Consider the following 26,421-nt stretch of genomic DNA (forward strand, 5'->3'; position numbering starts at 1 on the left):
TGATTTTATGCCTTCGAGAATATTTCGTTAAAAATCATCCCCTCGCAGATTCTATAAGAAAAAATCTATATGCAATCGTCTGCAAGCTGCCCGCCGGCATTGCCGGTATAGGTCAGATAGGCGATTCCATTTTTCCCGTTATGTTTTACTGAGTACATGAGCGCATCGGCTATTTGCAAAAGCTGAGTGGCGGTTTTGGGCACACCCCGGTTACAGGTGACGACGCCGATACTGAAGGTAACCGGCCAGTGGTTCAGCTTCATCTCTTCCAGAAGACCGTTCTGGAGTTTGACGAGAACGGCGCGGGCCGATTCCTGATCAAGCTCCGGCAGCAGAAATGCCAATTCATCGCCTCCCAGTCGCGCAATCACATCAATTTTCCGCAAATGCTCCCGGGCGTAACGAACGATGGTGCGAAGAGCCCGGTCTCCTTCCGGATGTCCGAACCGATCGTTGACTTCCTTAAAATTGTCAAGGTCTAAATAGACTAACGTGAAGGGACGTCCATATCGTTGCAGACGGTGACATTCCAGCCCCAGCAGTTCAAAAAAACGGCGGGCATTGGCCGCGCCGGTCAGGTAATCCGTGGATGCCAATTCCTTTTCCCGCTCCATGGCGCTTTTCAATGCCGACAGGAGTAACAAGACAAAAACAAATAACGAGAATCTGATCAAAATATTTAAAACAGCAACAATTTCGTTCTGGTAGATATGCCCGGAGTAAATACCCGCCGCAAACAGCACCAGAACGCCGGCCAGGACAACGACGATCCCTGGCCATCTGCCGAGAAACCAGGTGACAAAAGAAATCGGCAGCAGATAAAACAGTGAAATGGCGAGCTTTTGTCCCGTAAAAAAATCCAGGATGACGATTGCTGCAAGCAGGGCAAAACCGACCGCCATCTTGAAAATTTTATCCTGTTTTTCCAGGCGAGCAAGAATGTTCATACCTTCTGTCCTCCGTGCATCAGGAAGAAATGACAACGGCAGGCGTCGGCCCGATTATTCGCCGCAAGGTCAACTATCCTTGGGAGGCCCTTTCGGCAAGTCGAGTTCCCTTAGCTTCTCCGGTGTCGGGACGCCATCTTTGTCCCAGCCGCGCATCTGGTAGTACCGATCCAGCATTTCCGACAGCGCTTCCGGCGGGCAAAACCGTCCCTCGGAAGGTCCCGCGGGGATGGGCTCGTGCATTACCCGCCAGGGCAGGGTATCGTCTTTTCTGGTCACACCGCGCCGACAGTTGATGAGCCGCTCCAGATTATAGATCCTCTCGCCGCAGCGCTCCAGCCAGGCGGCATCGATGCCCCAGCCCGTAATCAGATTCACCACTCGTGCCATGCTCTCCCCGATTGCGGTGGGGCCGAGGATCCCCTCTTCGATGAAGCGGCAGATGACAAGCGAGTCCCCGACGCTCGTGAAATGGTTGCTTTTGACGACATATTCGGGGCGCGTGGAGAACCCCGGATCCGGATGCGTTCCCTGATAAAAGGGGCGGGTATCGTGGTGGCTTCCCCCCCGGGTGGCGACGGCGTATCCCAGCGACAGCTCGCGGATGCCCCGCGGTGAATGCCCCGCTATTTCCAGCCCCTTGACCTCGTGCAGGTATTTTTCGGAATCCTTGCCGAATAGCTCGCTAAGCCGCCGGGAGCCCATTGCGAGAAACTTGCCGACCCCCTCCTGCCGGGCGGTCAGTTTTACCAGCTCCGCCAGCCCTTTGCCATCCGAAAAATTTACGCGTCCCCCCAAATCTGCTTCCGTGACGATCCCCCGCTCGATGCATTCCGCAACGAAGGCCATCGTCACTCCCAGCGAAATGGTATCCATGCCCAGCAAATCGCAAAGATGCGCCGCGTTGAAGAGGGAGTTGAGGTCGGGATTGTCCAGCATGGAGCCCAGCGCATAGATGGTCTCGTATTCCGGCATTTTTACCGTCTGCCCCTCATACTCGCCAGCGCCAACAGTGACGTTCTTCCCGCAGGCCAGCACGCAGCCGGGGCAGGCGGTGATCCCCGCCCCGCATTTCGGCAGGAAAAAATCGGCGGATATCTCCCGCCATTCGTCAAAGGTTTCCCGGGTATTGTTGCGGGTTCCGATCATTCCCTTGGCATTTATCATGCCGGGGAGTGCCCCGGTCCCGAAACTTGTCATGAGTCCCTTGCTTTTTTTCAGCTCCGGGAACTTCTCCGTAAGAAAAACCCGGAGCCCATCCCTGTCGGCAACGGCTGTCTTCAGGCCGCCTTTGACTACGATAGCCTTGAGGTTTTTGGCGCCCATGACGGCCCCCTGGCCGCCGCGGCCGGCCGTGCCGAGCCTCTGGCCACCAGCGACGACGTTGGCAAAGGGGATTTTTCTTTCGCCCGCCGGACCGATCGCCATGCAGACAGACCCCTTGCCGCATTCGCCCTGAAGAATCACGATCGTCTCTTCGGTCGTCTTTCCCCAGACATGGGAAGCATCGCGAATCTCCGCTTTGTCTTCATTGATAAAAAGATAAACCGGCCGTGCAGCCTTGCCCTGAATAAAGATCGCTGTCAATCCGGTGCGCTTTTGGGCAATGGCGAAAGCGCCGCCGAAATTGGAGTCGCAAAAGAGGCCGGTCTGCGGGGAAATGACGGCCATGTGGGCGCGGCTTGTCCCCCAAAGCGGGGTGTCGGTCAGGGGGCCTACGGCGATCGCCACGCCGTTTTCTTCGCCGAGCGGATCGACATTTGCGGGAACGCGCTCACTGATCAGTTTCGCCACGAATCCGTTGCCGCCGATGAATTTGCGGGCGTATTCATCCGGCAGCGTTTCCCGGTCGGCAATGCCTAAAGAGAGATCAACATGGAGAATCATTCCGTTGTAACTGTTCGTCAGCATCTTTCCCCTCCTGAAGGTTTGCTACAGCAAGAAACGGCCTGCGCCCCGGATAAGCTTTTTCGCCAGATGATGCCTCCGGCGTCGTTACATGCACGGTTTAGATAACAACTGTCAAGCAAAAACCGCTTGGGAAAGAAGCAGCATTCCGATGAAGATCAGCATTATATGGATCAGACGGTTTCCACTTTTTCCACCATGCTTGCATCCGCGTCATAAAAGAATGAGCCGATAAAAAAGAAAATCCCAGCCAGCGTGGCAGACAGCGGCAGAAAAACCATGGCTTTTTCCAGACCGAAGGCATCGGACAGGGCGCCGATAACGGGAGGCCCCAGCGTGCTGCCCAGGATATGCTGGATGATGATGCACAGGCTCAGCGATACGGCCCGGAGGCCCGGGTGGACAACATCCTGGGTTACGGCAACAGCCGCCGGCACGAAGGCTACCGCGGCGATCCCCGCTGCCAGCAGTACGGCATATTGAATTTGGCCGCGACAAACGCTGAAGGCGATAAACAGCAAAACGGCGGTCGTGAACGAAGAAAGCGCCGGAAAAAGCAGTCTCGCATTTCCCCGGCTTTTAAACCATCTATCCGCCAGATAACCGCCTAAAGGCGCCCCGATTATCGCAAGCAGCATGACGATGCCCCCCTTGGTCGAGGCCCTGCTCATGGAGATTCCCTCCACTCGCTGAAAATAACTGGGAAGCCATGTCAGCAGGGCCGTGGTAACAAAGGTGTTGGCGGCAAAGCCGAGGTTGTTGAAGATCAGCGTTTTACTTCTTCCAAAATGGGCCGCTATTTCTCCGAGCCTCATCCTCGAACCGGTTTTTTCTGCTCCCCTGCCGACAGTTTTTTTCAGCTCTACCGTCTGGTAATCCTTAACATAAAAAAACAGCAAGGCCACAATAATGCCGGGCAGGGCCACAAGACCAAACGCATGGCGCCAGCCGAAACGCTCGGCGATGATTCCGCCCAGGGCGATCCCCAGCGCGCTTCCCAACGGGATAGAGGCATTCCAGAATCCCAGCATTCTTGCCCGTTTCTCTTTGGGAAACAATGACGATATCATCGCGGTTCCGCCGGGCGCGTAACCGGCTTCGCCAATGCCGATTGCGGTTCTCGCCGCGAAAAGCTGCCCGAAGTTTTTTGTGAAGGCGCAGGCAACCGTGGCCACACTCCAGAAAATCGTCACAAACCCGATAATTTTAACCCTGCTCCACCGATCGATGATGATGGACACCGGCAGCGTAAAGATGAGAATCGACCAGTAAACGGCGGAAACAAGCAGGCCGCACTGGGTGTCGGTAAGGCCCCAATCCTGCTTGATAAAAGGGAAAAGCGAGACGATTACCAGCCGGTCCATGTAGTCGAACATATAGATTAAAAACAAGAGGGCAAAGATGTAGTAGGGAGATGAAGTCAGCGAGCGCGTCTTGGGAACCGGAAAATTATTCATAGCGTCCATATTTTTTCGTGGCCTCGAACATTGCAATGCAGTTTTCAGGGTTAACCGCCGGGTGCAGCGAGTTGGAGGAGCAAAGGATGTAACCGCCGCCCTGGGCCGCGACAGCGATGGCATGCTTAACGGCGGCGTCAACCTGCTCGGGAGTCCCGGAAGGAAGCAACTCTTCGCAGTCGATATTGCCCAACAGGCAGATTTTATTCCCCCAGGCGTCTTTAATCTTTTGCAAATCCATCCCCGCTTGCGGCTCCAGCGGGTTCAGCCCGTCATATCCGGAAGCGATAAGCGCCTCCATGATTGCCCAGAGATTGCCGTCGCTATGGCGCACCACCTTAAGACCAAGCGCGTGGGCGCGGTCAACAAGTTTTCTGTTGTAGGGATTGACAAACTCCATAAAATGCCTGGGGGAGATTAACAGGTTGTTTGTGGAGGCAATGTCATCTTCGACCACCAGCACATCAACGCCGGCCGCGGCTAACATCTCAAGCTGTTTCAAGTTATATTCCGTCACGATGGCCGAAACGCTGTGAATAAAGCCGGGGTCGTCTATCAGCTTGAACATGTAGTTTTCCATCCCGGTCAGCCGCCAGGTATGCACAAAAACACCACGCATCAGCCAGAAAAGCGCCTTTTGTCCCTTGAATCTCTCCCGGGCAAGATCAAGCAGCAGGAGGTGGGAGCGATTCGGCTCGGGAATGTGATAGTTTTCAAGATCATGGGGATCATGCAGCGGGTGGCCGATGGGAACGGGCAGGCCGTGGGGGTTCCGCCTGTAGATAACTCGCCAGTCATCCTGGACGTCTTTGTCATTGAGCATGGTCTCATGGCCAATCTCAAAAGCGGTAAAGCCGTCCACGCCAAAAGCCTCATGCAGCAGAAAAAGGGTGTCCAGCAGTTTCATCTTCTCGGCGTCATTCATGTCATAAATCTGTTTGGATTGATCCGGGAGACCATCGGTCAGGTGTTTCCCAATGCCGATGATCGGCGCCTCATTAATTCCATGAATATAAAGAGGGACACGGTCCGGCTGCTGAAGATTCAGGGCGGTGATAATCCTCTGTTTCCCATTCATAAGGCAATGCCTCCTTCTTTAAACTTCCCCGCAATAATGAATTTGCCAAGCTGGCTCATTTCTATAATTGCCGTCGGAATGACAGAATGCAAGCAGATTATGCTCCGCCGCCGCTGCTGTCTGTCGGGACAGGGACGGGAAAAAGTACTCACGGAGAACCGCTGGCCTCGTCATTAGACCGCTGTTGAAGGCGATGTCGTCTGCCAGAATAACGCTGTCTTTTTTCTCAATAAAGCCGGCAATGGACTTGCGGCTGGCATTGATAAGTTCACCAATAATCAGCATGAATCACCTCAAGGGCCTTCCTGTATATTGGGAGAAAATGCGCATCGCCCGCTTGAAAACAAACGCACAGAAAAAGCACTGTTATTGATCTGTAAAACGGCGCGCCAGTTCTACGGCTTCGGTCGCATTGGCGCCGGAGGCGTCCGCGCCGATTTTTTCCGCGAATGCCCGGTCAATCGGGGCGCCGCCGACGATTACCTTGAGGTTTTTCCGTAAGCCCTGTGCCTCCAGCGCTTCAATCACCCGCCTCATCTCAGGCATGCTGGTCGTCAAAAGGGCGGAAAGCCCCAGCACCGGCGGTTTTATCTCCTTCACCTTGTTCAATATTTCGTCAATGTCCACATCCGTGCCGAGATCAACGACGTTGAAACCGGCGCCCTCCAGCAGCATGCAAACCAGATTCTTGCCGATGTCATGGAGGTCTCCCTTGATCGTCGCCATGACGACGGTTCCCCGGGACTTAGTCTGGTCTCCTGTCAGCAGCGGTTTAATGATAGAAAGCCCGCTTTTCATGGTGATGGCCGAGGCAAGCATTTCCGGGATGAAAATCTCGCCGCTGCCGAAAGCATCTCCCACCACGTCCATGGCCGCGATCAGCGCATCGTCGATGATCGCCCTGGGGGTGAGCCCCGCTTCCAGCGCCTGCTGCGTCAATGCTTGTATTTCTTTGTACTTGCCTTCGATTACCGCATTTTTGATGATGCTTAGATGATCCGTCATGATCGCCAACCTGTCCTTTTTTTGTGTTTGGGGCGGTTCGCGAACCGCCCCAACGTGCGAACCGTTCCGACCCGCAAACCGCCCCTGCGATGGCGGTTTTTCTATCCCGCCTTGTAGCCGCCGAGATTGGCCAGGGCGACGCTTCCTGGGCTGATGACCGTCTGATCGACCTTGACATTGACGCAGGCGGTTTTCCCGGAGGCAAAGGCCCGCTCCAGGGCGGGGCGGATATCTGCCGGCTTTTCGACGAGCTCCCCGAAGCCGCCCAGCGCCTCCACCAGCTTGTGGTAATCCACCCAGTTCAATTCTGTCCCGTTATTAATATGATGCCCCATCCGCAACTGCTGGCTGTGCATGATCATTCCCCACGCCTGATCGTTGGCGACGACCACGACAATCGGCAGACCCTTGCGGATCGCCGTGTTGAATTCCATGAAGTTGAAGCCGACCGAACCGTCGCCGGTAACGAGCAGGACGCGCTTGCCGGGATGCTTCAACTGCGCGGCATTCGCGTAGGGGATGCCGACGGCAAGGCTGCCGTACAGCCCGTAGTCGAGGTAGTGGCCGCCCCGGCGGATCGTTCTGGTCATCCCCATCCAGGTGGCGGTATCGCCCCCGTCGGCAACGACAATGTCGTCGTCCCTGCTCATGAAATCGTTGAGTTCCCGGGCGAGTCGCATGGGATGGATCGGCAGAGCTTCGGAATTCCAGGTCGCTTCGGCCTGTGCTTTGCCGTTCTTTTCGTACTGCCGGACGGCTTCCACCCAGGGGCCAAACTTTTCGCGCAAAGCGGCGCTGGCGTTTTCTGCGTCGAGCAGGCCGTTTACCTCAGTAAGAAACGACTTGAGGTCGCTGACGATTCCCAGCTCAATCGTCCGGTTTCTGCCGATCTCTTCGGGGGAGATATCAACCTGAATGAATTTTGCGCCCGATGGGAAGATGTCGCCGAAGATATAGAAAAGACTGAGGCGGTTGCCCAGAAAAATGACCAGGTCGGTGGTCATCAGGCTCATCATCGCCGCGCCCGGCCGGATGGCGAGGGACGATTCAAAACAGAGCGGATGGGTGTCGGGAATAACGCCCCGGCCGGCGCCGGCGGTGAAGACAGGAATTCCCGTTTTTTCAACGAAATCTATGAGTTCCTGGCCGGCATCCGCATACCAGGCGCCGCTGCCTGCGATCGCAATCGGGTTTTTGGCCGCGCTGATCATTGCCACGGCCTTTTTCGCGTTTTCGCGATCAACGGGACGGGAGGCGATCGCCGTGTGCAGCTTCCTTACCTTAGTCATGTCCACCGTCGCGTTCAGAATGTCGCAGGGAAGCTCGAGATAAACCGGACCGGGTCTGCCGCCGCCGGCAATCCGGAAGGCCATGTCGATGTATTCGGGAATCCGCTCCGGGACGGTGCAGACCAGCGCTTTTTTGACCATCGGCTCGATGACGGGAAGCTGGCTCATGTCTTGCAGATCGAGTTTTTCCCTGCTTTCGAGGCCGACGCAGCCGGCAATCAGGATGAGCGGCGCGTTGGCGAGCCGGGCGCTCGCAATCCCGGTCAGCGCGTTGGTGAAGCCCGGCCCCGCCGTCACCATTGCCACCGCCGGCTTCCGGTTCATCCGTCCCCAGGCCTCGGCCATGAACACCGCCGCCTGTTCGTGGCGAGTATCGAAGATCGTGATGTTCGTGCCTTCAAGGTACTGATAGATGGGGGTGATATGTCCGCCGCTCAGCGAGAAGATGTAGTCAATCCCCCGTTCCTGAAGCGCCTCCGCGACAAGCTGCGCGCCGATGACCTTGTCCATTTTCCTTCCTCCTTTTGCATGAAAATCCCCCCATCCCCCCTTTACCAGGGGGGTAAGGGGGGATTTTCATGCTTCGTTGTGCCCCACGGGCATGGGGGTTTATATAAAAATTTATAATTCCATGCACTGTCCGCCGTCGAGGTTAAAGGCCTGCCCGGTTATGTAACGGGAGGCATCCGAGGCGAGAAACGCTACGAGACTGCCGGCGTCGCCGGGAAGACCGATATAGCCGAGCGGAATGGTTTTGCACATCTCCTGTTCTCGCTCTTCGATCGTCGAGTTTAGAAAAGAGGCCTCCAGGCCGAAGCGCCATTTTTCGAGATCCGTTTTGATTTGCCCCGGACAGATTGCGTTCACCCTGATGCCGGCGCCGCCGAGTTCTTTAGCCATGGTTTTGGTCAGCATGATGACGCCCGCCTTGGCCACGGCATAGGCGCTGTTGAAAAGCGGGGGAACCTTGCCCGCCCGCGAGGCGGTATTCACGATTACCCCCGGCTTTCCGGCCATCAGCGGGATCACCGCCCGTGAGACGCGAAAGACGGAAAATAGGTTGACATCCACCGTTTTTATCCAATCCGCCTCCCCATAGCTCAAAACGGTGTTCGGAACCCCGAAGACCGCACCGGCGTTGTTGCAGAGAATATCGACGTGCGTGAAGGCCGTCTTTATCGCCTCAGCCATTCGCCCTATCGAGGAGGCGTCGGTAACATCGACAGCAACGGCGAAGGTTTTTACCTGAAAAGTGTCGGCAAGTTCGGCGGCGATTTTTTCCATTTCCCCGCTTGTCGCCGTTTTTATCGCTATTTCCGGGGAAACCGGTTTCCCCAGATCGGCAATGACGACATTGCAGCCGGAAGAGGCAAGCTTTTCGGCGATGCCGTAGCCGATGCCGCTCCTTTTTCCGGAGCCCGTCACAACCGCCGTTTTTCCTTTTAAATCTTTATACATGGGAGGCCTCCTGATTATAATAGTAGGCGCACGAGATGGTTTGGACGATGGGGATAGCTGATGATAGGTTGCAAACCCGCAAACAGGATCCTGACCGGACATCGCCGGTCAGGACTTCTTTCAAGCATGACATTTTTACACGCCATCAAGTCCTCTGCTGATTAAAACGGGACGTCGTCATCGGGCATTGGCCCATCTGCCCCGGGATGCGGCAGCGGTGGTTCCTCGCGCCCGGCGTCGGAGTCTTTCTGGCCTTTCGAATCAAGCATCTTCATATCGGAAGCGACGATCTCCGTAGTGTATTTCTTGACGCCCTCTTTATCTTCCCAGGATCTGGTCTGAATACGTCCTTCGATGTAAACCAGCTTCCCTTTTATTAAGTATTTGCCGCAGATCTCCGCCAGTTTGCCAAAGGTGACAATTCTGTGCCACTCGGTCTTTTGAGCCTTCTCGCCGTTTTTGTCCTTCCATACCTCATCGGTGGCCATCGTGAAGTTTGTCACCATCATCCCATCCGGCGTATATCTGACCTCCGGATCCTTCCCCAGCCTGCCCACCAGTATCGCCTTGTTGATCATCTTCTCTCCCCTTTCTGAAAACGTAGTTTAATGTGTATAAAACAAAGTTTAATGTTCATAATCTGATTCTAACTGCTTGAAATACCATATTCCCGACAGAGACATTATGAACATTAAGCTTCGCTTTCGGGAATGACAAATGGTTTTGCAATTACCTCAACGGATTTTTAATTTATCATATAGAACTTATGAAAATGTCGCAATGCAAAAATTGATACAGGCGCAAACACCAAACCGCGAGCGGCAAACCGGGAGCCTCCTGCCGGCGGCGTTAATTCCTCCTTGACTAATTTCTTGTAAAAATGTAGTCAAATTCGCTTTATAACAAAACAGAACGATAGAGGGACTATGGAAGAGGAAAATGAACTGCTGAAAAAACGTCGGGAAAAGGCCGACTCAATAAAGAACGACGGGCTCGAACTCTATCCGAACGATGTGCAGGTTGCGAATAATTCGGAAGCAATAAGGGAACGCTTTGAAAATTTATCTGAAGAAGAACTGGTTAAAATTGACGAACGCTTTACGCTTGCCGGGCGCATCATGGCAATCCGCGATTTCGGCAAGAGCGCCTTCGTCAGCATTCAGGATCGCAAGGGGCGAATCCAGGCCTTTCTGCGCAAAAACGCACTGGGGGAAAAGGGATTCTCGCTCTTCAAGAAGCTCGACGCCGGGGATGTAGTCTGGATAGCCGGGCGAATTTTCAAGACCAAAACCGGCGAGTTATCCATAGACGTGGAGGAAAACGGCCTGCGCCTGCTTTCCAAATCGCTGCTGCCCTTGCCGGAGAAATGGCACGGTCTGACCGACGTGGAGATTCGCTACCGCCAGCGCCATCTTGATTTGATCGTCAACCCCGAGGTGCGCAAGGTATTTCAGCAGCGCAGCCGCATTATCAGCCTGATTCGCCGGTTCATGGAAGAGCGGGATTTCCTGGAAGTCGAAACCCCGATGATGCAGCCCAAGGCGGGCGGCGCGGTGGCCAGACCGTTCAAAACCTTTCACAACGCGCTGGGGATGAATCTCTTTCTTAGAATCGCCCCGGAACTGTACCTGAAGCGCCTGATAACCGGCGGATTGGAAAGGGTTTTCGAGATCAACAGAAACTTCCGGAACGAGGGAATCTCCACCTTTCACAACCCGGAATTCACGATGATGGAATTCTATCAGGCCTATGCGACCTATGAGGAGCTGATGGCGATGACGGAGGAACTGTTAGCCTTTGTCGCCATGAACCTGTTTTCGTCGCTTAAATTTACCTATCAGGGAAACGGGATAAATCTGGCGCCCCCCTGGCGGAGAATAACCGTCCGGGATGCCGTCCTCGAGATAGGCGGCGTCAAGCCCGAAATCCTTGCCGATCCGGCACTGCTGGCTGAATATGCGGGGAAACTCGGCGTTCAGTTGAAGGCAAGCGACCCCCCCGGCAAGGTTTTGATGGCAATCTTTGACGAAACGGTGGAAAAAAGGCTGATTCAGCCGACCTTTGTAACCCATTACCCGGTGGAGGTCTCTCCCCTCTCCCGCCGGAACGTCGCGGATCCCTCCGTCACCGACCGCTTTGAACTTTACATTGCCGGCAGAGAAATCGCCAATGCTTTCTCGGAGTTGAACGATCCGGTCGATCAGCGCCAAAGGTTCGAGCAGCAGATCAAGGAGCGGGAGGCGGGCGATCTGGAGGCGCACGAAATGGATGAGGACTACATCGGCGCCCTTGAATACGGGATGCCGCCGACCGCCGGCGAGGGGATCGGCATTGACCGGCTGGTGATGCTGATGACCGACTCCGCTTCCATCCGGGACGTGATTCTCTTTCCGCTTTTGCGAAGCAGGGAAACCGCCAGGGAAGAATGATGAACTCCTACGAGCTTTTCATAAGCCTGCGTTACCTTCGGGCAAGGCGAAAACAGGTATTTGTTTCCATTATAACCTTTATCTCGGTCGCCGGAATCTTTCTTGGCGTTGCGGCGCTGATCATTGTGCTTGCCGTCATGAACGGTTTCGAAACGGATCTGCGCAACAAGATTCTCGGCGTCAATTCCCATATAGTTGTTACCGATTACAGCGGCGGCATGCAGAATTACCGGCAAATCATGGGTGATGTAGCCGCCATCCCGGGCGTCGAGGCGGCAACTCCTTTCATCTACAGTCAGGCCATGCTCAAAAAAGGAACCGCTACAACAGGGATCATTCTGCGCGGCCTGTCGCTACAGGATGCGCTGAAGGTCATCAACATTGGAAAGATAAAAGAGGGCAGTCTAAAAGGTTTGGAATCTGCAAGTAACCCAATAAGCGCCACCCAAACGGGCCCGGCGCCCCGGCCCGGAATAGTCATCGGGCGCGAGCTGGCAAAAAACCTGGGGTTATTCCTGAATGATCAGGTTTTTGTCATTTCCCCTTCCGGCGTTTCCACGCCGATGGGAATGACGCCGCGGATGAAACCATTTGTCGTGGCGGGCATTTTTGAATCCGGATTTTACGAATACGACTCGACGCTGGCCTACATCTCTCTTGAGGAGTGTCAGAATTTCCTGAACATGGGAGATCTGGTGTCGGGGCTGGAGCTCCGGGTTGACGACATTTACAAAGCCGGCCAGATCGCCCGGCAGATCGAGAAAAAGCTTGGGAGTCGCTACTGGGCGCGCAACTGGATGGAGATGAACAAGAATCTCTTTTCGGCGCTGAAACTGGAAAAGCGGGTCATGTTCATCATCCTTTCGTTGATCGTGCTTGTTGCCGCTTTCAATATCATCAGCGCCCTGATCATGATTGTCATGGAAAAGAACAAGGATATCGCGATCCTCAAGGCAATGGGCGCCACCCGGTCCGGCATCATGAAGATATTTATTTTTCAGGGGGTGATCGTCGGGGCGATCGGCGCCTTTCTCGGCACGCTGGCGGGGCTTGCCGTCGCGCTCAATCTCGAGAAAATATCGCTGTTTGTCGAAAAACTCTTCGGCTTCAAGATCCTTCCAGGGGACGTTTACTATCTGAGCGAACTCCCCTCGCAGGTAAACTACGGCGATGTCGGGATTATCATTCTGGGAACGTTGCTGATCAGTTTTCTGGCAACCATTTACCCCTCCTGGCGGGCATCCCGCCTTGTCCCGGCGGAGGCGCTCCGGTATGAGTGAGAAGTCAGAGATTTTATGATAGAAATCAAGAATCTGCAGAAAACATTTCTGCTGAACGGAAATAAAATTGAGGTGTTAAAGGGGATTGACCTGACGATTGCCGATGGTCAGTCGCTGGCAGTTGTGGGGGTGTCCGGCGCGGGCAAGAGCACCTTTCTGCATATCTTGGGAACGCTCGATCATCCGACCGGCGGAGCGGTTCTCTTTGACGGCGTTAATGTATTTTCCTGGCCGGAGAAACAGCTTTCCGACTTCCGAAACGGCCAAATAGGTTTCGTGTTTCAGTTCAATAATCTGTTGCCCGAATTCACCGCCCTCGAAAACGTCATGATGCCTGCCCTGATCCGGCGAATGTCGAAAGGCGAGGCAAAAGACAGAGCTGAGGCAATTCTTTCCGAGGTGGGACTCAGCAATCGCGTCAGGCATAAGCCGGGGGAACTCTCCGGAGGGGAGCAACAGCGGGTAGCCCTTGCCCGGGCGCTTATTCTCGAGCCCAAAATACTCCTTGCGGATGAGCCGACCGGAAACCTTGACACGGAAACCGGAAAAAGGATAGAAGACTCGCTCATTTTATTAAACAAGCGTAAAGGGATCACATTGATCGTGGTAACGCACAATACATCACTCGCCGATCGGATGTCGGAGAAGATCGGCCTCAGCGACGGGAGGATTCATAGCCGTGGTTAAAAAACTGCTTTCGGCAAGCCTGCTGACCATCATTCTTATTTTCGCCGTTCAAAGTGCAAACGCGGCTGATTTAAAAAAAATAGCGCTCTTTCCTTTTGAGGCTCACAGCGCAACGGCCGCGCAGGGCGCTGAATTGTGGGAGCTGAGCTACCGGGGAATAACCGGCGAACTGGCGAAGTCAAAAATGTTCGCCGTTATCCCGCGGGAATTGCTTGCCCGGGAGATAGCGGGGAAACCCCTTAACGATGAGCTGATCATCTCCGCCGGGAAAAAGAGCGATGCCGATTATGCGTTATCCGGAAGCATCTCCGAATTTGGGGACAGAATCAGCGTCGATGTGAAGATCTTCGACATAAAAAAGGGACAGGCGATCCCCGGCGTTTTTGTTCAGGGCCGCGGTCGCAAGAACCTCGACGCGATCATGGAAAGGCTCAACTCGGATATCATCCTCCGCATCGCCCCCGAAAAGCGGATAGGCCGCGTCGAATTCAAGGGAAATCGCAAGATAGAAGCCGCCGCGATTAATCGGGGGCTCAAGAGCGCGCCGGGGACCCTCCTGACGGATGAAGACCTCTCGGCTGACATCAAAACAATCTATAAACTCGGATACTTTGATGAAGTAACTGCCGATGTTTCGGACACCCCTGAAGGCAGGGTGGTGACCTTTGTCGTCACCGAAAAACCCATGATTTCGGAAATCCGCATTCAGGGAAACAAAAATGTGAAAAAAAGCGACATCGAAGCCGTTATGAGCGTTCAGGCCAAGCAGACGGTCAACCCGGAGAAACTGAAGACCGACATTAAAAAAATCAAGGACCTCTATGACTCCAAAGGCTTCTATAATGCGGAAATCACCTCTAAAATAGATAAAGCGGGGGAGCGCGACGTTCAGGTCGTCATCAGTGTCACAGAAAACGGGAAATTGTTCGTTCGGGACATCCTGTTTGAGGGCAACCGGGCATTTACCACACGGGAACTCCGGAATATGATGACTACAAAAGAATGGGGAATTTTCCATTTTTTTACCGATTCCGGGCTTCTGAAAAAAGAACAGCTCCGGCAGGACATTGACAAACTCAAGGCCTTCTATCTGAATAACGGGTTCATCAACGTCCAGATCGCCGATCCAGCAGTAACCCACGATGCTAAGGGGATTTACATCAGGATTTCCGTAGCGGAAGGACAGCAGTACCGCGTCGGCAAGGTGGAAATAATCGGGGATCAGTTGTCGGTGCCGCGAAAAGAGCTGCTGGCCAAGCTGAAAATCCTGAAAAAAGACTTCTATGACCGCGACGCGGTGATAAGGGATATGGATTACCTCACGCAGGCGGCCAATGACGAGGGATATGCCGCTGCCGATATCTTGCCGGGCACAACTCCCCGGGAAGAAACCAGGACTGTCGATGTAAGCTATGAGATACGCAAGGGCAAACTTGTATATTTCAACCTGATCAACATCACCGGCAACACCAAAACCAGGGACAAGGTGATCCGGCGCCAGTTGTCGGTCGTGGAGGGGGATCTCTACAGCCGCACCAAGTTGAAGAACAGTTACATGGCCCTCAACAACCTGCGCTATTTTGAGGAAATCGATTTCGAAAGCGAAAAGGGCGGCGATGAGACTCTGACGAACGTCAACATCCGCGTCAAGGAGAAGCAGACCGGCATGCTCAGCCTCGGCGCCGGCTACAGCGCCGTAGATAAAGCGGTAGTGTCCGCCCAGGTCACCCAGCAGAACCTCTTCGGCCGGGGGCAGACCCTGAGTCTGAAGGCCAATGTCGGCTCCTCCTCGACCCTTTATGACATCTCGTTCACGGAACCCTGGCTTTTTGACAGGCCCATCTGGAGCAAGTTCGATCTCTGGAATCTCTACCGCGAATATGACACCTACAATCTTGATACGATGGGATTAAGCACAACCCTGGGATACCCGCTCTGGCCTTATGTATCCGGCTATATTGGGTATCGTTTTGCCATTGACAACGTCAATGACATCCTGCCGACCGCTTCGATCTACACCAGAAAGCAGGCCGGCGAGACAAAGAGCAGCGGCCTGACCTTCACGCTGACCCGGGACTCGACAGACGATGTCATGTTTCCCACAACCGGCTCGAAGAACAGCGCCTCAGTGGAGTACACAGGGGGGCCGCTGCAGGGCGATGTGAGTTACACCCGCACCGGGATTTCCTCCACCTGGTTTTTCCCTCTTCCGCTCGATACAGTGCTTGGCCTGCGCGGGCGGCTGGGGGCGATCAAGGGGAACGCCGGCAAGGAAATCCCGATCTACGAGCGATACTACCTCGGGGGGATCGACTCCTTGCGCGGTCTCAGGGAAGTCGGTCCGGTGGATCCCACTACCGGTGAAGTCATCGGGGGCGTGACGATGTTGAACTTCAACGTGGATTATACCTTTCCGTTGATCAAGAAAGCCGGGATGCGGGGGGTGGTTTTCTTCGACACCGGCAATGCTTGGGAAAGCGGATATCATGTCAATGATATGAGGAAAACCGCTGGTTTAGGAATCCGCTGGTATTCGCCGATCGGGCCGCTCCGCTTAGAGTGGGGATATGTGCTCGACAAAAAAGAGAACGAATCCCCCGGCCGTTGGGAGTTTACGATCGGCATGTTTATGTAATGAGGAAGCAATCGGCAGTTGTCTGAGCAGAGCGCCGGCTGCCAATAAATATTTTCACGAAAGGGAGAAAAAGTTATGAAAACGGAGTTTAATGTTCATAAAACGGAGTTTAATGTTCACAAGAAATACGGTTACGTGATTATCGCGGCTTTGCTGCTGGCCCTGATCTTTTCGGCAGCTCCGGCAGCCGCGGCGGATAAGACGGGTTTTGTGGATGTACGGGATGTAATGGTTTCCTCCTCCGCCGGCAAGAAGGCCTCGGAGGAGCTGAAAAAGACGTTTGAAAAGAGCAAGGAGACCATTCAGGCGCGGGAAAACGAACTGAAAAAGCTGAAGGAAGAGTTAGATAAGCAGAAATCGCTCCTCAAACAGGACGTCCTGCTGGAAAAAGAAAAAAACTATGATAAAAAGGTTCGAGACTACCAGTTGCTGGTAAAGGATTCCAACGAAGAGCTCCAGGGCAAGGAGCAGGAACTTCAGAAGAAGATACTTCCTGAAATACTTAAAATAATTCGCTCCATCGGGGAAAAAGGGAAATTCACGATGATCGTCGATATCAGCCAGATCCCGCTGCCCTACTTTTCCAAGGAGAATCTGCTGACGAAACAGGTAATCGACGAGTTCGACAAAACCTATAAGCCGAAGAAATAGAGTGGTCAGGCTGTGAAAAAGACACTGGCTGAAATAGCAGCGTTTCTGGGCGGCAGCGTGCAGGGAGACGGTTCCGTCGGCATCGAGCAGATTCGCGGGATCGACGAGGCTGGCCCAGGCGATATAACGTTTGTCGCCAACGCGAAATACCGTAAAAAGCTCGAAACCACGAAGGCGGACGGTATCATCGCCGCCCCCGGAACCCTCGGCCCGGGGAAGAATCTCGTGATTGTCGACGACCCTTACAGCTCTCTGGGAAAACTGCTGGAGTTGTACTACCCCGAGGAAGAGGAACCGGCCGGAATCAGCAAAGGCGCCTGCGTGGAAGCCGGCGCTGAGGTTTCGCCGGAAGCGGCTCTTTACCCGGGCGTTTACATAGGACGGGGAGCGCGAGTTGCGGCCGGGGCCGTGCTCTATCCAGGGGTATTTGTCGGTCGAAACGCTGCGGTCGGAGAAGCCTCTATCCTTTACCCGGGGGTAACCATCTATCGCCGCTGCCTGATCGGGCGCCGGGTTGTGCTGCATGCGGGCGTCATCGTCGGCGCTGACGGCTTTGGCTTTGCCCTGCCCGGAGGGGAAAATCGAAAAATCCCCCAGGTGGGATACGTCCAGATAGACGACGATGTGGAGATAGGGGCTAATTCGACGATTGACCGCGGCACCCTCGGGCGAACCTGGATCCAGCGGGGGGTCAAGATCGACAACTTGGTGCAAGTCGGCCACAATGTTGTGATCGGTGAAAATTCGGTTATTGTCGCCCAGGTCGGCATATCCGGGAGCGCGCAACTGGGAAACGGCGTCGTCATCGGCGGTCAGGCGGGAATAGTTGGTCACATCCGGATTGGGGACGGGGTGATGGCCGCCGCCCGCACCGGAATTCACAAGGACGTTCCGCCGGGACAGATTGTGGGCGGTGCGCCGCATTTGCCTTACCGGGAATGGCTGAAAAAAGAGGCCTCCCTACAGAAGCTGCCGGAGCTGCGGGCGGCCTTTGCCGAGTTGCAAAAAAGGGTCGCCACCCTGGAAAAAGAAAAGACGATTAAGGAGAATTGATGAAGATCCACCCAACCGCAATCATATCGCCCGATGCCACCCTTGCCGAAGGCGTCGAGATCGGCCCTTACAGCCTCGTCGGCCCCGATGTCCATATCGGCAAGAATACCCGCATCGCCTCCCACGTGGTGATCGAACGCCAGGTCGATATCGGGGAAAATAACCAGATATCCCAGTTTGCCTCGATCGGCGGCGATCCGCAGGACTTGAAATACCAGGGAGAAAAAACAAGGGTAGTGATCGGGAACAACAACATTATCAGAGAGTATGCAACCATCAACCGGGCCACGAGCGACGACATCGGAGTCACGATCGTCGGCGACAGCAACATGATTATGACGTACTGTCATATCGCCCACAACTGCAAGCTCGGCAACAATATCGTCATGGCCAATGCGGCAAATCTGGCCGGGCACATTCACGTTGACGACTACGCCATTATCGGCGGTCTTACCGGGGTGCACCAGTTTACCAGAATCGGCGCTCACTGTATCATCGGCGGCGCCTCTGCGGTAAACAAGGATATTCCCCCATATGTGACTGCCTCCGGCAATTTTACTAAGCTCTACGGCCTGAACCAGATCGGCCTCCGGCGGCGGGGATTTTCCGAGGAGACACTTGCCGCCTTGAAGCAGGCATACCAGATCGTTTTTCGCTCCTCGCTGCTGCTTGCGGTCGCCCTCAAAAGGGTCGAAGAGGAACTCCCCGCTCTTCCCGAGATAAGGCTCTTCGTTGATTTTATCCGAAAATCGGAAAGGGGAATCTGTCGCTGAAGTTATGAAAACGAAGTTTAATGTTCACAAAACGAAGTTTAATGTTCATAAAGAAATCAGAATCGGCGTTGTCGGGGCCGGACATCTCGGCCGCTACCATATCCAAAAGTACCGGCAAATTCCCGGATGCCGCCTCATCGGGGTTGCCGATGTGCTGGAGCAGAGCGCCCGCAGCGCCGCGGAGGGCTGCGATTGCGAGATTTTCACCGATTACCGGAAGCTTGTCGGAAAGATTGACGCGGTCAGCATTGCCGTCCCGACCGCCTGCCATCATGAAGTCGCCTCTGTTTTTCTGGCGGCGGGGGTGGACGTCCTGCTTGAAAAGCCCATTACGACCACTCTTGAGGAAGCCGACGAGCTCCTCGCCCTGGCCGATGCCAAGGGACTGATCCTGCAGGTGGGCTTTGTCGAGCGTTTTAATCCCGCGATAATCGCCCTGGGGGAGGTAATCGGAGCGCCGCTCTTTATCGAATCGCACCGGCTGCATCCCTTTTTCGAACGGGGTACAGATGTGGACGTTATTCTCGATCTGATGGTGCATGATCTCGATATAATTATCCATTTTGTAAATTCCCCGGTTACTTCCGTGGAAGCGGTCGGGGTTTCGGTACTGTCGGACAAGGTCGATATCGCCAACGCCCGGCTTACTTTTGCCTCGGGTTGTGTCGCCAACATAACCGCGAGCCGGGTAACGGGTAAACTGCTTCAGAAAACCCGTTTTTTCGGGGTTGAGGGATACCACGCGGTTGATTTCAGCAAACGGACGCTCGTCTCGCTGGGACGTAAGGTAGATGCCGGAGGAAAAATAGAAATTATCGAAAATCACGTTGAAATCAAGGCTATTGACCCTCTCGAAGAGGAAATCAAGGCTTTTGTCCGGGCGGTGGCGGACCGGACAACCCCGCCTGTCTCGGGCAAGGAGGGGCGCGACGCGCTGGCGCTGGCGCTCCGCATCAACGACGCGATCGCCCGCAGCCGAAAGCGAAGTTTAATGTTTACAAAACTCGTCCCCGCTTTTGCCGGGGGCCTATCGGCGGGGGAAGGGCAATCCACGCCGTGAGCGGGCAGACGGTGATGATAGTCGCCGGCGAGGCGTCCGGCGATCTGCACGGCGGCAACCTTGTCCGGGAAATGCACTCATTATTGCCAGAACTTTCCTTCTTTGGCGTGGGGGGAAAAAATATGGAGGCGGCAGGGGTCAAACTGAGCGCCGACGTCGCCGAGATGGCGGTGGTGGGCTTGACCGAGGTGATCGGGAAACTCGGCGCCGTCCTGAAAGTGATGCGCGGACTGAAGGCGGCGCTGAAGCTTGATCCGCCCGCCCTGCTTGTCCTGATCGACTATCCCGATTTCAATCTGCCGCTGGCAAAAACTGCCCGCAAACTGGGGATAAAGGTGCTCTACTATATCAGCCCCCAGGTCTGGGCCTGGCGTAAAAGCCGGATCAATGCCATTCGCCGCACCGTGGACAAGATGGTGGTAATTCTGCCCTTTGAAGAGGAATTTTACCGGGAGGCGGGGGTGGATGTAGCCTTTGTCGGGCACCCGCTGCTTGACGTGGTAAAAACACGCCGTCCGCGCGCAGAAACGCTCACACGCATCGGCTTGAAAGACGAGGCGGTAACAATCGCGCTTCTCCCCGGAAGCCGGAAGAGCGAGGTCGAACGGCTGCTGCCGGAGATGCTCGCGGCCTGCCGGATCATAACCGAAATGATCTCCCCCGTGCAGTTTGTCCTGCCGCTGGCCCCGACGCTGCCTTTATCCTATGTGCAGGATATTATTCGGCGTTTTTCCGTGCCGGTCAAGGTTGTCGAGGAAGATATTTATGATGCGATTGCCCTCTCCGATGCGGCAATTGTCGCCTCCGGGACCGCCACACTCGAGACGGCGCTCCTCGGAGTGCCGATGGTCGTCATTTACAAAATATCGGGGCTGTCGTATGAAATCGGAAAAAGATTTATAAAAGTGGCTTACATAAGCCTCGTAAACCTGATCGCCGGACGGGCCGTTGTCCCGGAGTTGATCCAGCAGGATGCCAATCCCGCCCGGATCGCCGCCGAGGTGAAGGAATTAATCGTCAATGACGAAGTGAGGCAGGCGATGAGGAATTCTTTCACGACCTTGCGCGGGAAGCTGGGCGCTCCCGGCGCCTCGCAAAGAACGGCGCAGATTGCCTGCACGATGTTGAAAGAGGGATAGCAAGCATTGGACATATTCAAAAGACTTCTGAGGCTGGCCAAACCGCATCTTTACAAATTTTTCATCGCGATGCTCTGCATGCTTGTCGTCGGCGCGACCACATCCGCGCTCGCTTTTCTGGTAAAACCGGCGCTCGATGAGATATTTCTTAAGAAAAACGCGACGATGCTCAAATGGATACCGCTGGGGGTGATCCTGATATACATCGTCAAGGGGGGCTGCAGCTACCTGCAGACGATTCTCATGAATTTCATCGGCCAGCGGGTTGTCACCGACCTGCGGGCCGACCTCTACCGGAAGATTCAGCTCCAGTCGCTTTCTTTTTTCACCAGAAACCCAACAGGCACCCTCATGTCCCGGATCACCAACGACGTGGGGTACGTCCAGGGGGCGGTTTCGGAGGCGGTCACCTCGCTGTTCAAGGATTCCTTCACCCTCGTCAGCCTTGTTTTCGTCATCTTCTATCGGGACTGGCAACTGGCCCTCATTGCGATGTGCATCTTTCCGCTTGCCGTCTATCCCATCGCCAAGTTCGGACAGAGGATGCGGCAGGTCGCCACGAAGATGCAGATCACCCTCGGGAGCCTGACCACGCTTTTGCAGGAGGCCATCTCCGGCGCCCGGATCGTCAAGGCCTTCGGCATGGAAGAATATGAAAACAAACGCTTTTCCGTGGAAAATGAACGCCTCTTCCGCATGAACCTGAAGGCGGTTTCGGTGAACGCCATCTCCAGCCCCTTCATGGAATTCCTCGGCGGCATCGGGATCGCGGCCATTGTTTTTTACGGCGGCTACCAGGTGATCCACGGCAATTCGACGCCGGGGACCTTCTTTTCGTTTCTGACCGCGCTCATCATGCTCTACGAACCGGTAAAACATCTGACCAGCGTCAACAACACGATCCAGCAGGGAATCGCCGGGGCCGAGCGGGTCTTCGGGCTCATCGATCTCGAAGAGGAGATCAAGGATCGCCCTGCCGCCAAGCCCCTGCCCCGGATTTCCCGCAATATCGAGATTCGGGATGTCAGTTTTCGCTATGAGGATGCGTATGTTCTGAAAAACATCAATATAACGATCCAGGCTGGCGAGGTAGTCGCCTTTGTCGGGATGAGCGGCGGGGGAAAAACAACGCTGGTCAATCTTATCCCCCGCTTCTACGACGTCGCCTCCGGGGAGATTGCCATCGACGGCATTGACATCCGCGATGCGACGATCGAATCCCTCCGGGGCCAGATTGCCATTGTTACCCAGCAGACTATCCTCTTTAACGATACCGTGCGCAACAACATAGCCTACGGGGACATCGTCAAAACGGAAGAGCAGATCGTTGCCGCAGCCCAGGCCGCCAATGCCCACGACTTCATCATGCGTCTCCCAGAGGGATACGACACGCTGATCGGCGAACAGGGAACCAAGCTCTCCGGCGGCGAACGCCAGCGGATATCCATTGCCCGCGCCCTTCTGAAAGACGCCCCGATCCTGATCCTGGACGAAGCAACCTCCTCCCTTGACTCCGAAGCGGAGATCGAGGTTCAGTCAGCGCTCGACAACCTGATGCAGGGTAGAACGACGCTCGTCATCGCCCATCGCCTCTCCACAATCAGAAACGCCGACCGGATCTTCGTTCTTGTCAATGGCATGATCAAGGAAGAGGGAACCCACGAGCACCTTCTGGCCTGCGAGGGGGAATACTGCCGCCTTTACAACATGCAGTTCCGGGAAAAATAGCGGCGCCTCCCGCAGGCGTCATTGGCAAGGCACGCCAGACCGTAAGCGGCACCCTCACCCTGAACAGGCTCCCCGCGGAGATCCGGGACAAATGCCGGGGAAAGAGGACAATTACCCTGAAGACGCTCATCGAAGCCTAATTTTTCTCTCTCCGATTTCTGCGCTGGCATAACGGTTTTTGTTCTCCTTTTTCAGAGGGCAAAACTTTTGTCCCTCACCTGAACTCAGAGACAATACTTTGCAGTAGATTTCTCGTCGCTTACAACGCCTGCCGCGATTTTGCCAGACAACAAAACGAGAGTGGCGGGACAATGATAACGGGTAGAAATGCGCATATTTTTAAGCGTGATTTTTCAAGCAGGAGGTGATACGAGCTCCTTCCTGAAGTCCACAAAATAGTATTTTACGAGTTAGTAGAAGATTAGATTTGATAATCAATAAAAAAGGCAGAGCCACCTGACCCTGCCTTTCTGCAATTAAACTGCATATGTGCTTCTTTACGTCTTAAACTCTCATATAGCAGAGTTATTGAGTCCTGTTCAAAGCCTATTTCCTGAACTGACTCTCCGGGTTGACTCCTTCATTAAGAATGATCGCCTCAACCCTTCTGTTCTGCTGTCTGCCGGCCGCGGTATCATTGCTTGCCAGCGGGTACTTCTTACTATATCCGATGGCGACAATCCGTTCACCGGCAACGCCGCGTTTTACCAGGGCGTTCTTAACGGAAGCGGCACGCTGCTCGGAAAGCCCCTGATTGTACTCCTCGCTGCCGACGCTGTCGGTATGCCCTTCAACAAGCAGATTCCTGTTCTGTTTTTCCCGGAGAAACGCGGCTATCTTGTCCATACTGTTCTGAGCGCTGGCATTCAGAACTGCCTTGTCGAAGGCAAACAGTACATCACCGATCGTCAGCACGATCCCGCGGTCAGTCAATTGTCCCTGCAGCTCCGACAACTCCTTCATTAGCCCGGCGAGTTCAGCCCTTGCCTTTTCGGCCTCTCTGGCCTGACTCTCAGCTTCAGCCCTTGCCATTTCAGCTGCTCTGGCCTGATCCGCAGCCTCAGCCCTCGCCATTTCAGCCTCTCTGGCCTGACTCTCAGCTTCAACCCTGGCCATTTCTGCCTCTCTGTCTTTTGCATTAGCCTGTGCATTTGCCAATGCTGCCTCTTTAGCCTGGATGTCGGCAAGAATTATCGCCCGTTCGGCCTCGCTGGTCGCCGAAGCCAGTTGCTGCTTTGCAAGATTCAGAGCCGAAGCCTTTTCATCCAAATCCTGTTGCAGTAGTTTTTGCTGCATCTGGCTTTTCAGCAACTGCACCTCTGCCTTTTCCCTGCCCAGTTTGACGATCTCGCTGCGCGTGACGACCCCCTCTGCAAGAGCGACAGAGGTCTGCGATTTGCGCTCCGCCATGTAGGCAAGGCGGGCAATGTCATCGAACATGAACTTTTTCTCCCAGGAATCATATGGCTTTGGTGGATTGGAGAAATAGACCTTCTGTCTCACCTGCTCAGCCGCCTGTAATGTTTTTTCTGCTTCAAGAAGTGTTTTCAGGGAGTAAGATTCTACAATCGGATTGGCCTTTGCCTGTGCATAGGCAGTACGCGCCTGTTCCAGGCGGTCCTTGGCGATCTGCTCGCTGGGATCAACCGCTGCGCACCCGGCCAGAACAGCTCCGACGGTAATTGCAAGGACAGCAGCTTTCAACTGACTGGTAATACTACTGTAATTCATATCAACTCCTCCTTTGAATGGATGGGTGGTTATTTAGCGGCCGGCATCTTCTTGATTTCGTCGCGCACGACCTGTATGGCCTCACGCAGTTTCATTGCGGCGTTCTTAGCCTTTTCAGTAGGGGCCATGGCCCTTGCATAATCAGCATCCACCATGGCCTCATCGACAAGCTTGTTGGCGGAAACCATATCCTTGGCCGCAACAGCCGATTTGGCTGCCTCCAGCTTGGCCTCAGCCGACTTGAGAGGAGTTGGTGCATACACTTCAGCATCAGCCGCTTTGGCGGCGTTGATATTCTCTTGCAGTTGGGGGAAACGTGAGCTGACTGTATCAGTTGTTGCGCACCCGATTGCCATGAACACGCCTATGCCAGCCAGTCCTGTTGCGACATATCGCGAAACAATATTTCTCTTCATACATAATCCTCCTTGTCATTTGAACTGCAAACCGTGACCAGATATTCAAATTCCTTCACATCCCTCTGCACCAAACGCTACCCAACATCCGAGCACGGAAACAACCGCCTGTGAAAACTCCATGTGCCTCTCAGAAAGAACCTCCATTCGTGTGATTACGAGGATCATGAAAATAGTAAAGCAAATAGTCTGCCAATAGCCGAAGGAAAATCAGAAATTCGGATTCACCCTTTAGTAACAGGTGATTAGATTAATAGAAGAGAACAGCAGAAAAGTATGAAATGATTCGTTTGGCCTCAATATTCGGTGGAACCTCAATGTATTGAGGGATACTTTGAAGGGAGGCGGACAGTCTAATCTGGTTCTTTTGTCTCCATTCGGACTATTCCGAGCTTATACATCCTCGCTCTTCAGGTGCTCAGGTTGTAAGAGAGCTATTTATTCGGATATAATTTTCATTTTTTTGGCGGAACGGCTCTCTTTCAAACAGAAATTTTTATTCTAACCTTGAATCTTGGACTCACGCTTTGTAGATACCGTTCTTGTCAAGCGGAAAATTTATCAAACACCGACGGTAGTCTATTTTCAAAGAGCGTGTTGCTTGCTGCTGTAGCTTTCGACCGGGTTACCCACAGCCAAGTCCCACCCGCCCGCCATGCTCCGCGAAAGGGCCGCGGGCGGGCGGAACTTGGCTATGGATAACCCTTCGCTCTCGGGGTATGGGCACAAAAATAAAAACAAAAATCCGCCCCGAAGTGTATCTTAACTCATCGACAAAACTGTCTTGACAATTCGATCCACCTTAATTGGTTTAAAGTTTGGATCATACTTTTTCCCGGATTTCAGGACTCCGAAGATAACATGAACCAGTTTCCGCATAATCGCACAGACAATCACTTTCCCATTTTTGCCTTTATCTTTTAGTCGGTTATAAAAGGCAATCATCACTGGATTGCATTGAATCGACACCAACGCCGGCATGTACAGGGCTTTCCTGAGCCGCGTATGTCCGATCTTGCATAATCTGGGTTTGCCTTTAATAGATGATCCTGAGAGCGTTTCCTTCGGTGCGAGACCGATGAACGCCACCAGCTCACGAACATGGTTGAATTTTTCCAGATCATCTAATTCTGCCAGGATGTGAGGAATGGTTACCTTGCCGATAGCGGGGATAGAATCCAGCAATTCCTTTTTCCTTTTAAGATTGGGATCTTGTCCTATCAGATCGGCAATTTGCTTTCTGATCTTTTCAATCTCTTGATCCAAATAAGCGATATGTTCTTTGATCAAAAGAGAGACAGATTCATGTGCCGTGCCAATCCGATTTTTCTCCTGGCTTCGCATGTCGATCAGGCTATCAACCCGCCTGACCAGAGCTCTCAGGGATCGGATCTCCGGTGAAGGCGGGCTCCAAGGGCCTGGTTTCATGGCCAAACAGAACCGGGCAATTAAGGCAGCATCAAGTTTATCCGTCTTGGTGCGCAGCAGTTCGCTCTGAGCAAATCCTTTGGTCCTGGCGGGGTTGACAACGCTGACAACGTGGCCGGCTTCATGAAGATAGATCGCCAGATCCTCTCCATAGTTGCCCGTGGCTTCCATACAGGCATGGAGCCCTTGAACGCCCTGTTTCTCAAGCCAGAGCCTCAACATCTCAAAACCTTCCGCCGAATTCTTGCAGGTTTTATGTTTTGTCTTCC

At 54.1% G+C, this 26,421-nt stretch carries 23 protein-coding genes; 10 read left to right on the forward strand and 13 right to left on the reverse strand.

Annotation, left to right across the window (positions count from 1 at the left end):
- Positions 1-65 precede the first annotated feature (65 nt).
- From M0P74_10910 to M0P74_10950, 9 genes are all read right to left on the reverse strand, one after another.
- Positions 66-947, reverse strand: a complete 882-nt coding sequence (locus M0P74_10910) for a GGDEF domain-containing protein (GenBank protein ID MCK9364089.1) — start codon at positions 945-947, stop codon at positions 66-68.
- A 69-nt stretch (positions 948-1,016) separates the two neighbouring features.
- Positions 1,017-2,858, reverse strand: coding sequence for an aldehyde ferredoxin oxidoreductase family protein (locus M0P74_10915; protein ID MCK9364090.1), 1,842 nt, complete (start codon positions 2,856-2,858; stop codon positions 1,017-1,019).
- 170 nt (positions 2,859-3,028) lie between these two features.
- On the reverse strand, positions 3,029-4,312 hold the full coding sequence (locus M0P74_10920) for an MFS transporter (protein ID MCK9364091.1): 1,284 nt from the start codon (positions 4,310-4,312) through the stop codon (positions 3,029-3,031).
- Positions 4,305-5,390 (reverse strand): hypothetical protein, encoded by a 1,086-nt coding sequence (locus tag M0P74_10925; GenBank protein MCK9364092.1) that lies wholly within the window; start codon positions 5,388-5,390, stop codon positions 4,305-4,307. The genes M0P74_10920 and M0P74_10925 overlap by 8 nt, the downstream gene beginning before the upstream one ends.
- 18 nt (positions 5,391-5,408) lie before the next feature.
- On the reverse strand, positions 5,409-5,675 hold the full coding sequence (locus tag M0P74_10930; GenBank protein ID MCK9364093.1) for a hypothetical protein: 267 nt from the start codon (positions 5,673-5,675) through the stop codon (positions 5,409-5,411).
- Between the two features lie 81 nt (positions 5,676-5,756).
- On the reverse strand, positions 5,757-6,395 hold the full coding sequence (locus tag M0P74_10935) for a corrinoid protein (GenBank protein ID MCK9364094.1): 639 nt from the start codon (positions 6,393-6,395) through the stop codon (positions 5,757-5,759).
- Positions 6,396-6,496: 101 nt separating this feature from the next.
- Positions 6,497-8,194 (reverse strand): thiamine pyrophosphate-binding protein, encoded by a 1,698-nt coding sequence (locus M0P74_10940; protein ID MCK9364095.1) that lies wholly within the window; start codon positions 8,192-8,194, stop codon positions 6,497-6,499.
- A gap of 111 nt (positions 8,195-8,305) precedes the next feature.
- A complete protein-coding gene (locus tag M0P74_10945; protein ID MCK9364096.1) occupies positions 8,306-9,142 on the reverse strand; it encodes an SDR family oxidoreductase in 837 nt (278 codons plus the stop codon).
- Positions 9,143-9,303: 161 nt separating this feature from the next.
- Positions 9,304-9,720, reverse strand: a complete 417-nt coding sequence (locus tag M0P74_10950) for a single-stranded DNA-binding protein (GenBank protein MCK9364097.1) — start codon at positions 9,718-9,720, stop codon at positions 9,304-9,306.
- Between the two features lie 348 nt (positions 9,721-10,068).
- Between M0P74_10950 and lysS the strand changes: the two genes are divergently transcribed.
- The 10 genes from lysS to msbA all read left to right on the forward strand — a co-directional run bounded on the left by lysS (position 10,069) and on the right by msbA (position 22,577).
- Positions 10,069-11,571 (forward strand): lysine--tRNA ligase, encoded by a 1,503-nt coding sequence (lysS, locus tag M0P74_10955; protein ID MCK9364098.1) that lies wholly within the window; start codon positions 10,069-10,071, stop codon positions 11,569-11,571.
- Positions 11,568-12,851 carry a lipoprotein-releasing ABC transporter permease subunit gene (locus tag M0P74_10960; protein MCK9364099.1) on the forward strand — a complete coding sequence of 428 codons (1,284 nt, stop codon included), beginning with the start codon at positions 11,568-11,570 and terminating at the stop codon, positions 12,849-12,851. The genes lysS and M0P74_10960 overlap by 4 nt, the downstream gene beginning before the upstream one ends.
- Before the next feature lie 15 nt (positions 12,852-12,866).
- On the forward strand, positions 12,867-13,538 hold the full coding sequence (locus tag M0P74_10965) for an ABC transporter ATP-binding protein (protein ID MCK9364100.1): 672 nt from the start codon (positions 12,867-12,869) through the stop codon (positions 13,536-13,538).
- Positions 13,531-16,173, forward strand: a complete 2,643-nt coding sequence (gene bamA, locus M0P74_10970; GenBank protein ID MCK9364101.1) for an outer membrane protein assembly factor BamA — start codon at positions 13,531-13,533, stop codon at positions 16,171-16,173. Before M0P74_10965 ends, bamA begins: the two co-directional genes overlap by 8 nt.
- 75 nt (positions 16,174-16,248) lie before the next feature.
- A complete protein-coding gene (locus M0P74_10975) occupies positions 16,249-16,824 on the forward strand; it encodes an OmpH family outer membrane protein (protein ID MCK9364102.1) in 576 nt (191 codons plus the stop codon).
- A 12-nt stretch (positions 16,825-16,836) separates the two neighbouring features.
- Positions 16,837-17,877, forward strand: a complete 1,041-nt coding sequence (lpxD, locus tag M0P74_10980) for a UDP-3-O-(3-hydroxymyristoyl)glucosamine N-acyltransferase (GenBank protein MCK9364103.1) — start codon at positions 16,837-16,839, stop codon at positions 17,875-17,877.
- Entirely contained in the window at positions 17,877-18,650 is a 774-nt protein-coding gene (gene lpxA, locus M0P74_10985) for an acyl-ACP--UDP-N-acetylglucosamine O-acyltransferase (GenBank protein MCK9364104.1), read from the forward strand. The genes lpxD and lpxA overlap by 1 nt, the downstream gene beginning before the upstream one ends.
- 4 nt (positions 18,651-18,654) lie before the next feature.
- Positions 18,655-19,710 (forward strand): Gfo/Idh/MocA family oxidoreductase, encoded by a 1,056-nt coding sequence (locus tag M0P74_10990; GenBank protein MCK9364105.1) that lies wholly within the window; start codon positions 18,655-18,657, stop codon positions 19,708-19,710.
- Entirely contained in the window at positions 19,707-20,849 is a 1,143-nt protein-coding gene (lpxB, locus tag M0P74_10995) for a lipid-A-disaccharide synthase (GenBank protein ID MCK9364106.1), read from the forward strand. The genes M0P74_10990 and lpxB overlap by 4 nt, the downstream gene beginning before the upstream one ends.
- 6 nt (positions 20,850-20,855) lie before the next feature.
- On the forward strand, positions 20,856-22,577 hold the full coding sequence (gene msbA / locus M0P74_11000) for a lipid A export permease/ATP-binding protein MsbA (GenBank protein ID MCK9364107.1): 1,722 nt from the start codon (positions 20,856-20,858) through the stop codon (positions 22,575-22,577).
- Here msbA and M0P74_11005 read toward each other — a convergent pair.
- From M0P74_11005 to M0P74_11020, 4 genes are all read right to left on the reverse strand, one after another.
- Positions 22,550-22,747 carry a hypothetical protein gene (locus tag M0P74_11005; GenBank protein ID MCK9364108.1) on the reverse strand — a complete coding sequence of 66 codons (198 nt, stop codon included), beginning with the start codon at positions 22,745-22,747 and terminating at the stop codon, positions 22,550-22,552. The two genes, msbA and M0P74_11005, sit on opposite strands and share 28 nt — an antisense overlap.
- Positions 22,748-23,123: 376 nt before the next feature.
- On the reverse strand, positions 23,124-24,308 hold the full coding sequence (locus M0P74_11010; GenBank protein MCK9364109.1) for an OmpA family protein: 1,185 nt from the start codon (positions 24,306-24,308) through the stop codon (positions 23,124-23,126).
- Between the two features lie 29 nt (positions 24,309-24,337).
- Positions 24,338-24,724 (reverse strand): DUF4398 domain-containing protein, encoded by a 387-nt coding sequence (locus M0P74_11015; protein MCK9364110.1) that lies wholly within the window; start codon positions 24,722-24,724, stop codon positions 24,338-24,340.
- A 762-nt stretch (positions 24,725-25,486) separates the two neighbouring features.
- Positions 25,487-26,374: an IS110 family transposase gene (locus M0P74_11020; GenBank protein MCK9364111.1), complete on the reverse strand. Its 888-nt coding sequence runs from the start codon at positions 26,372-26,374 to the stop codon at positions 25,487-25,489.
- Between the last annotated feature and the right edge of the window lie 47 nt (positions 26,375-26,421).

The organism is Syntrophales bacterium (assembly GCA_023229765.1).
Taxonomy (GTDB): domain Bacteria; phylum Desulfobacterota; class Syntrophia; order Syntrophales; family UBA5619; genus DYTH01.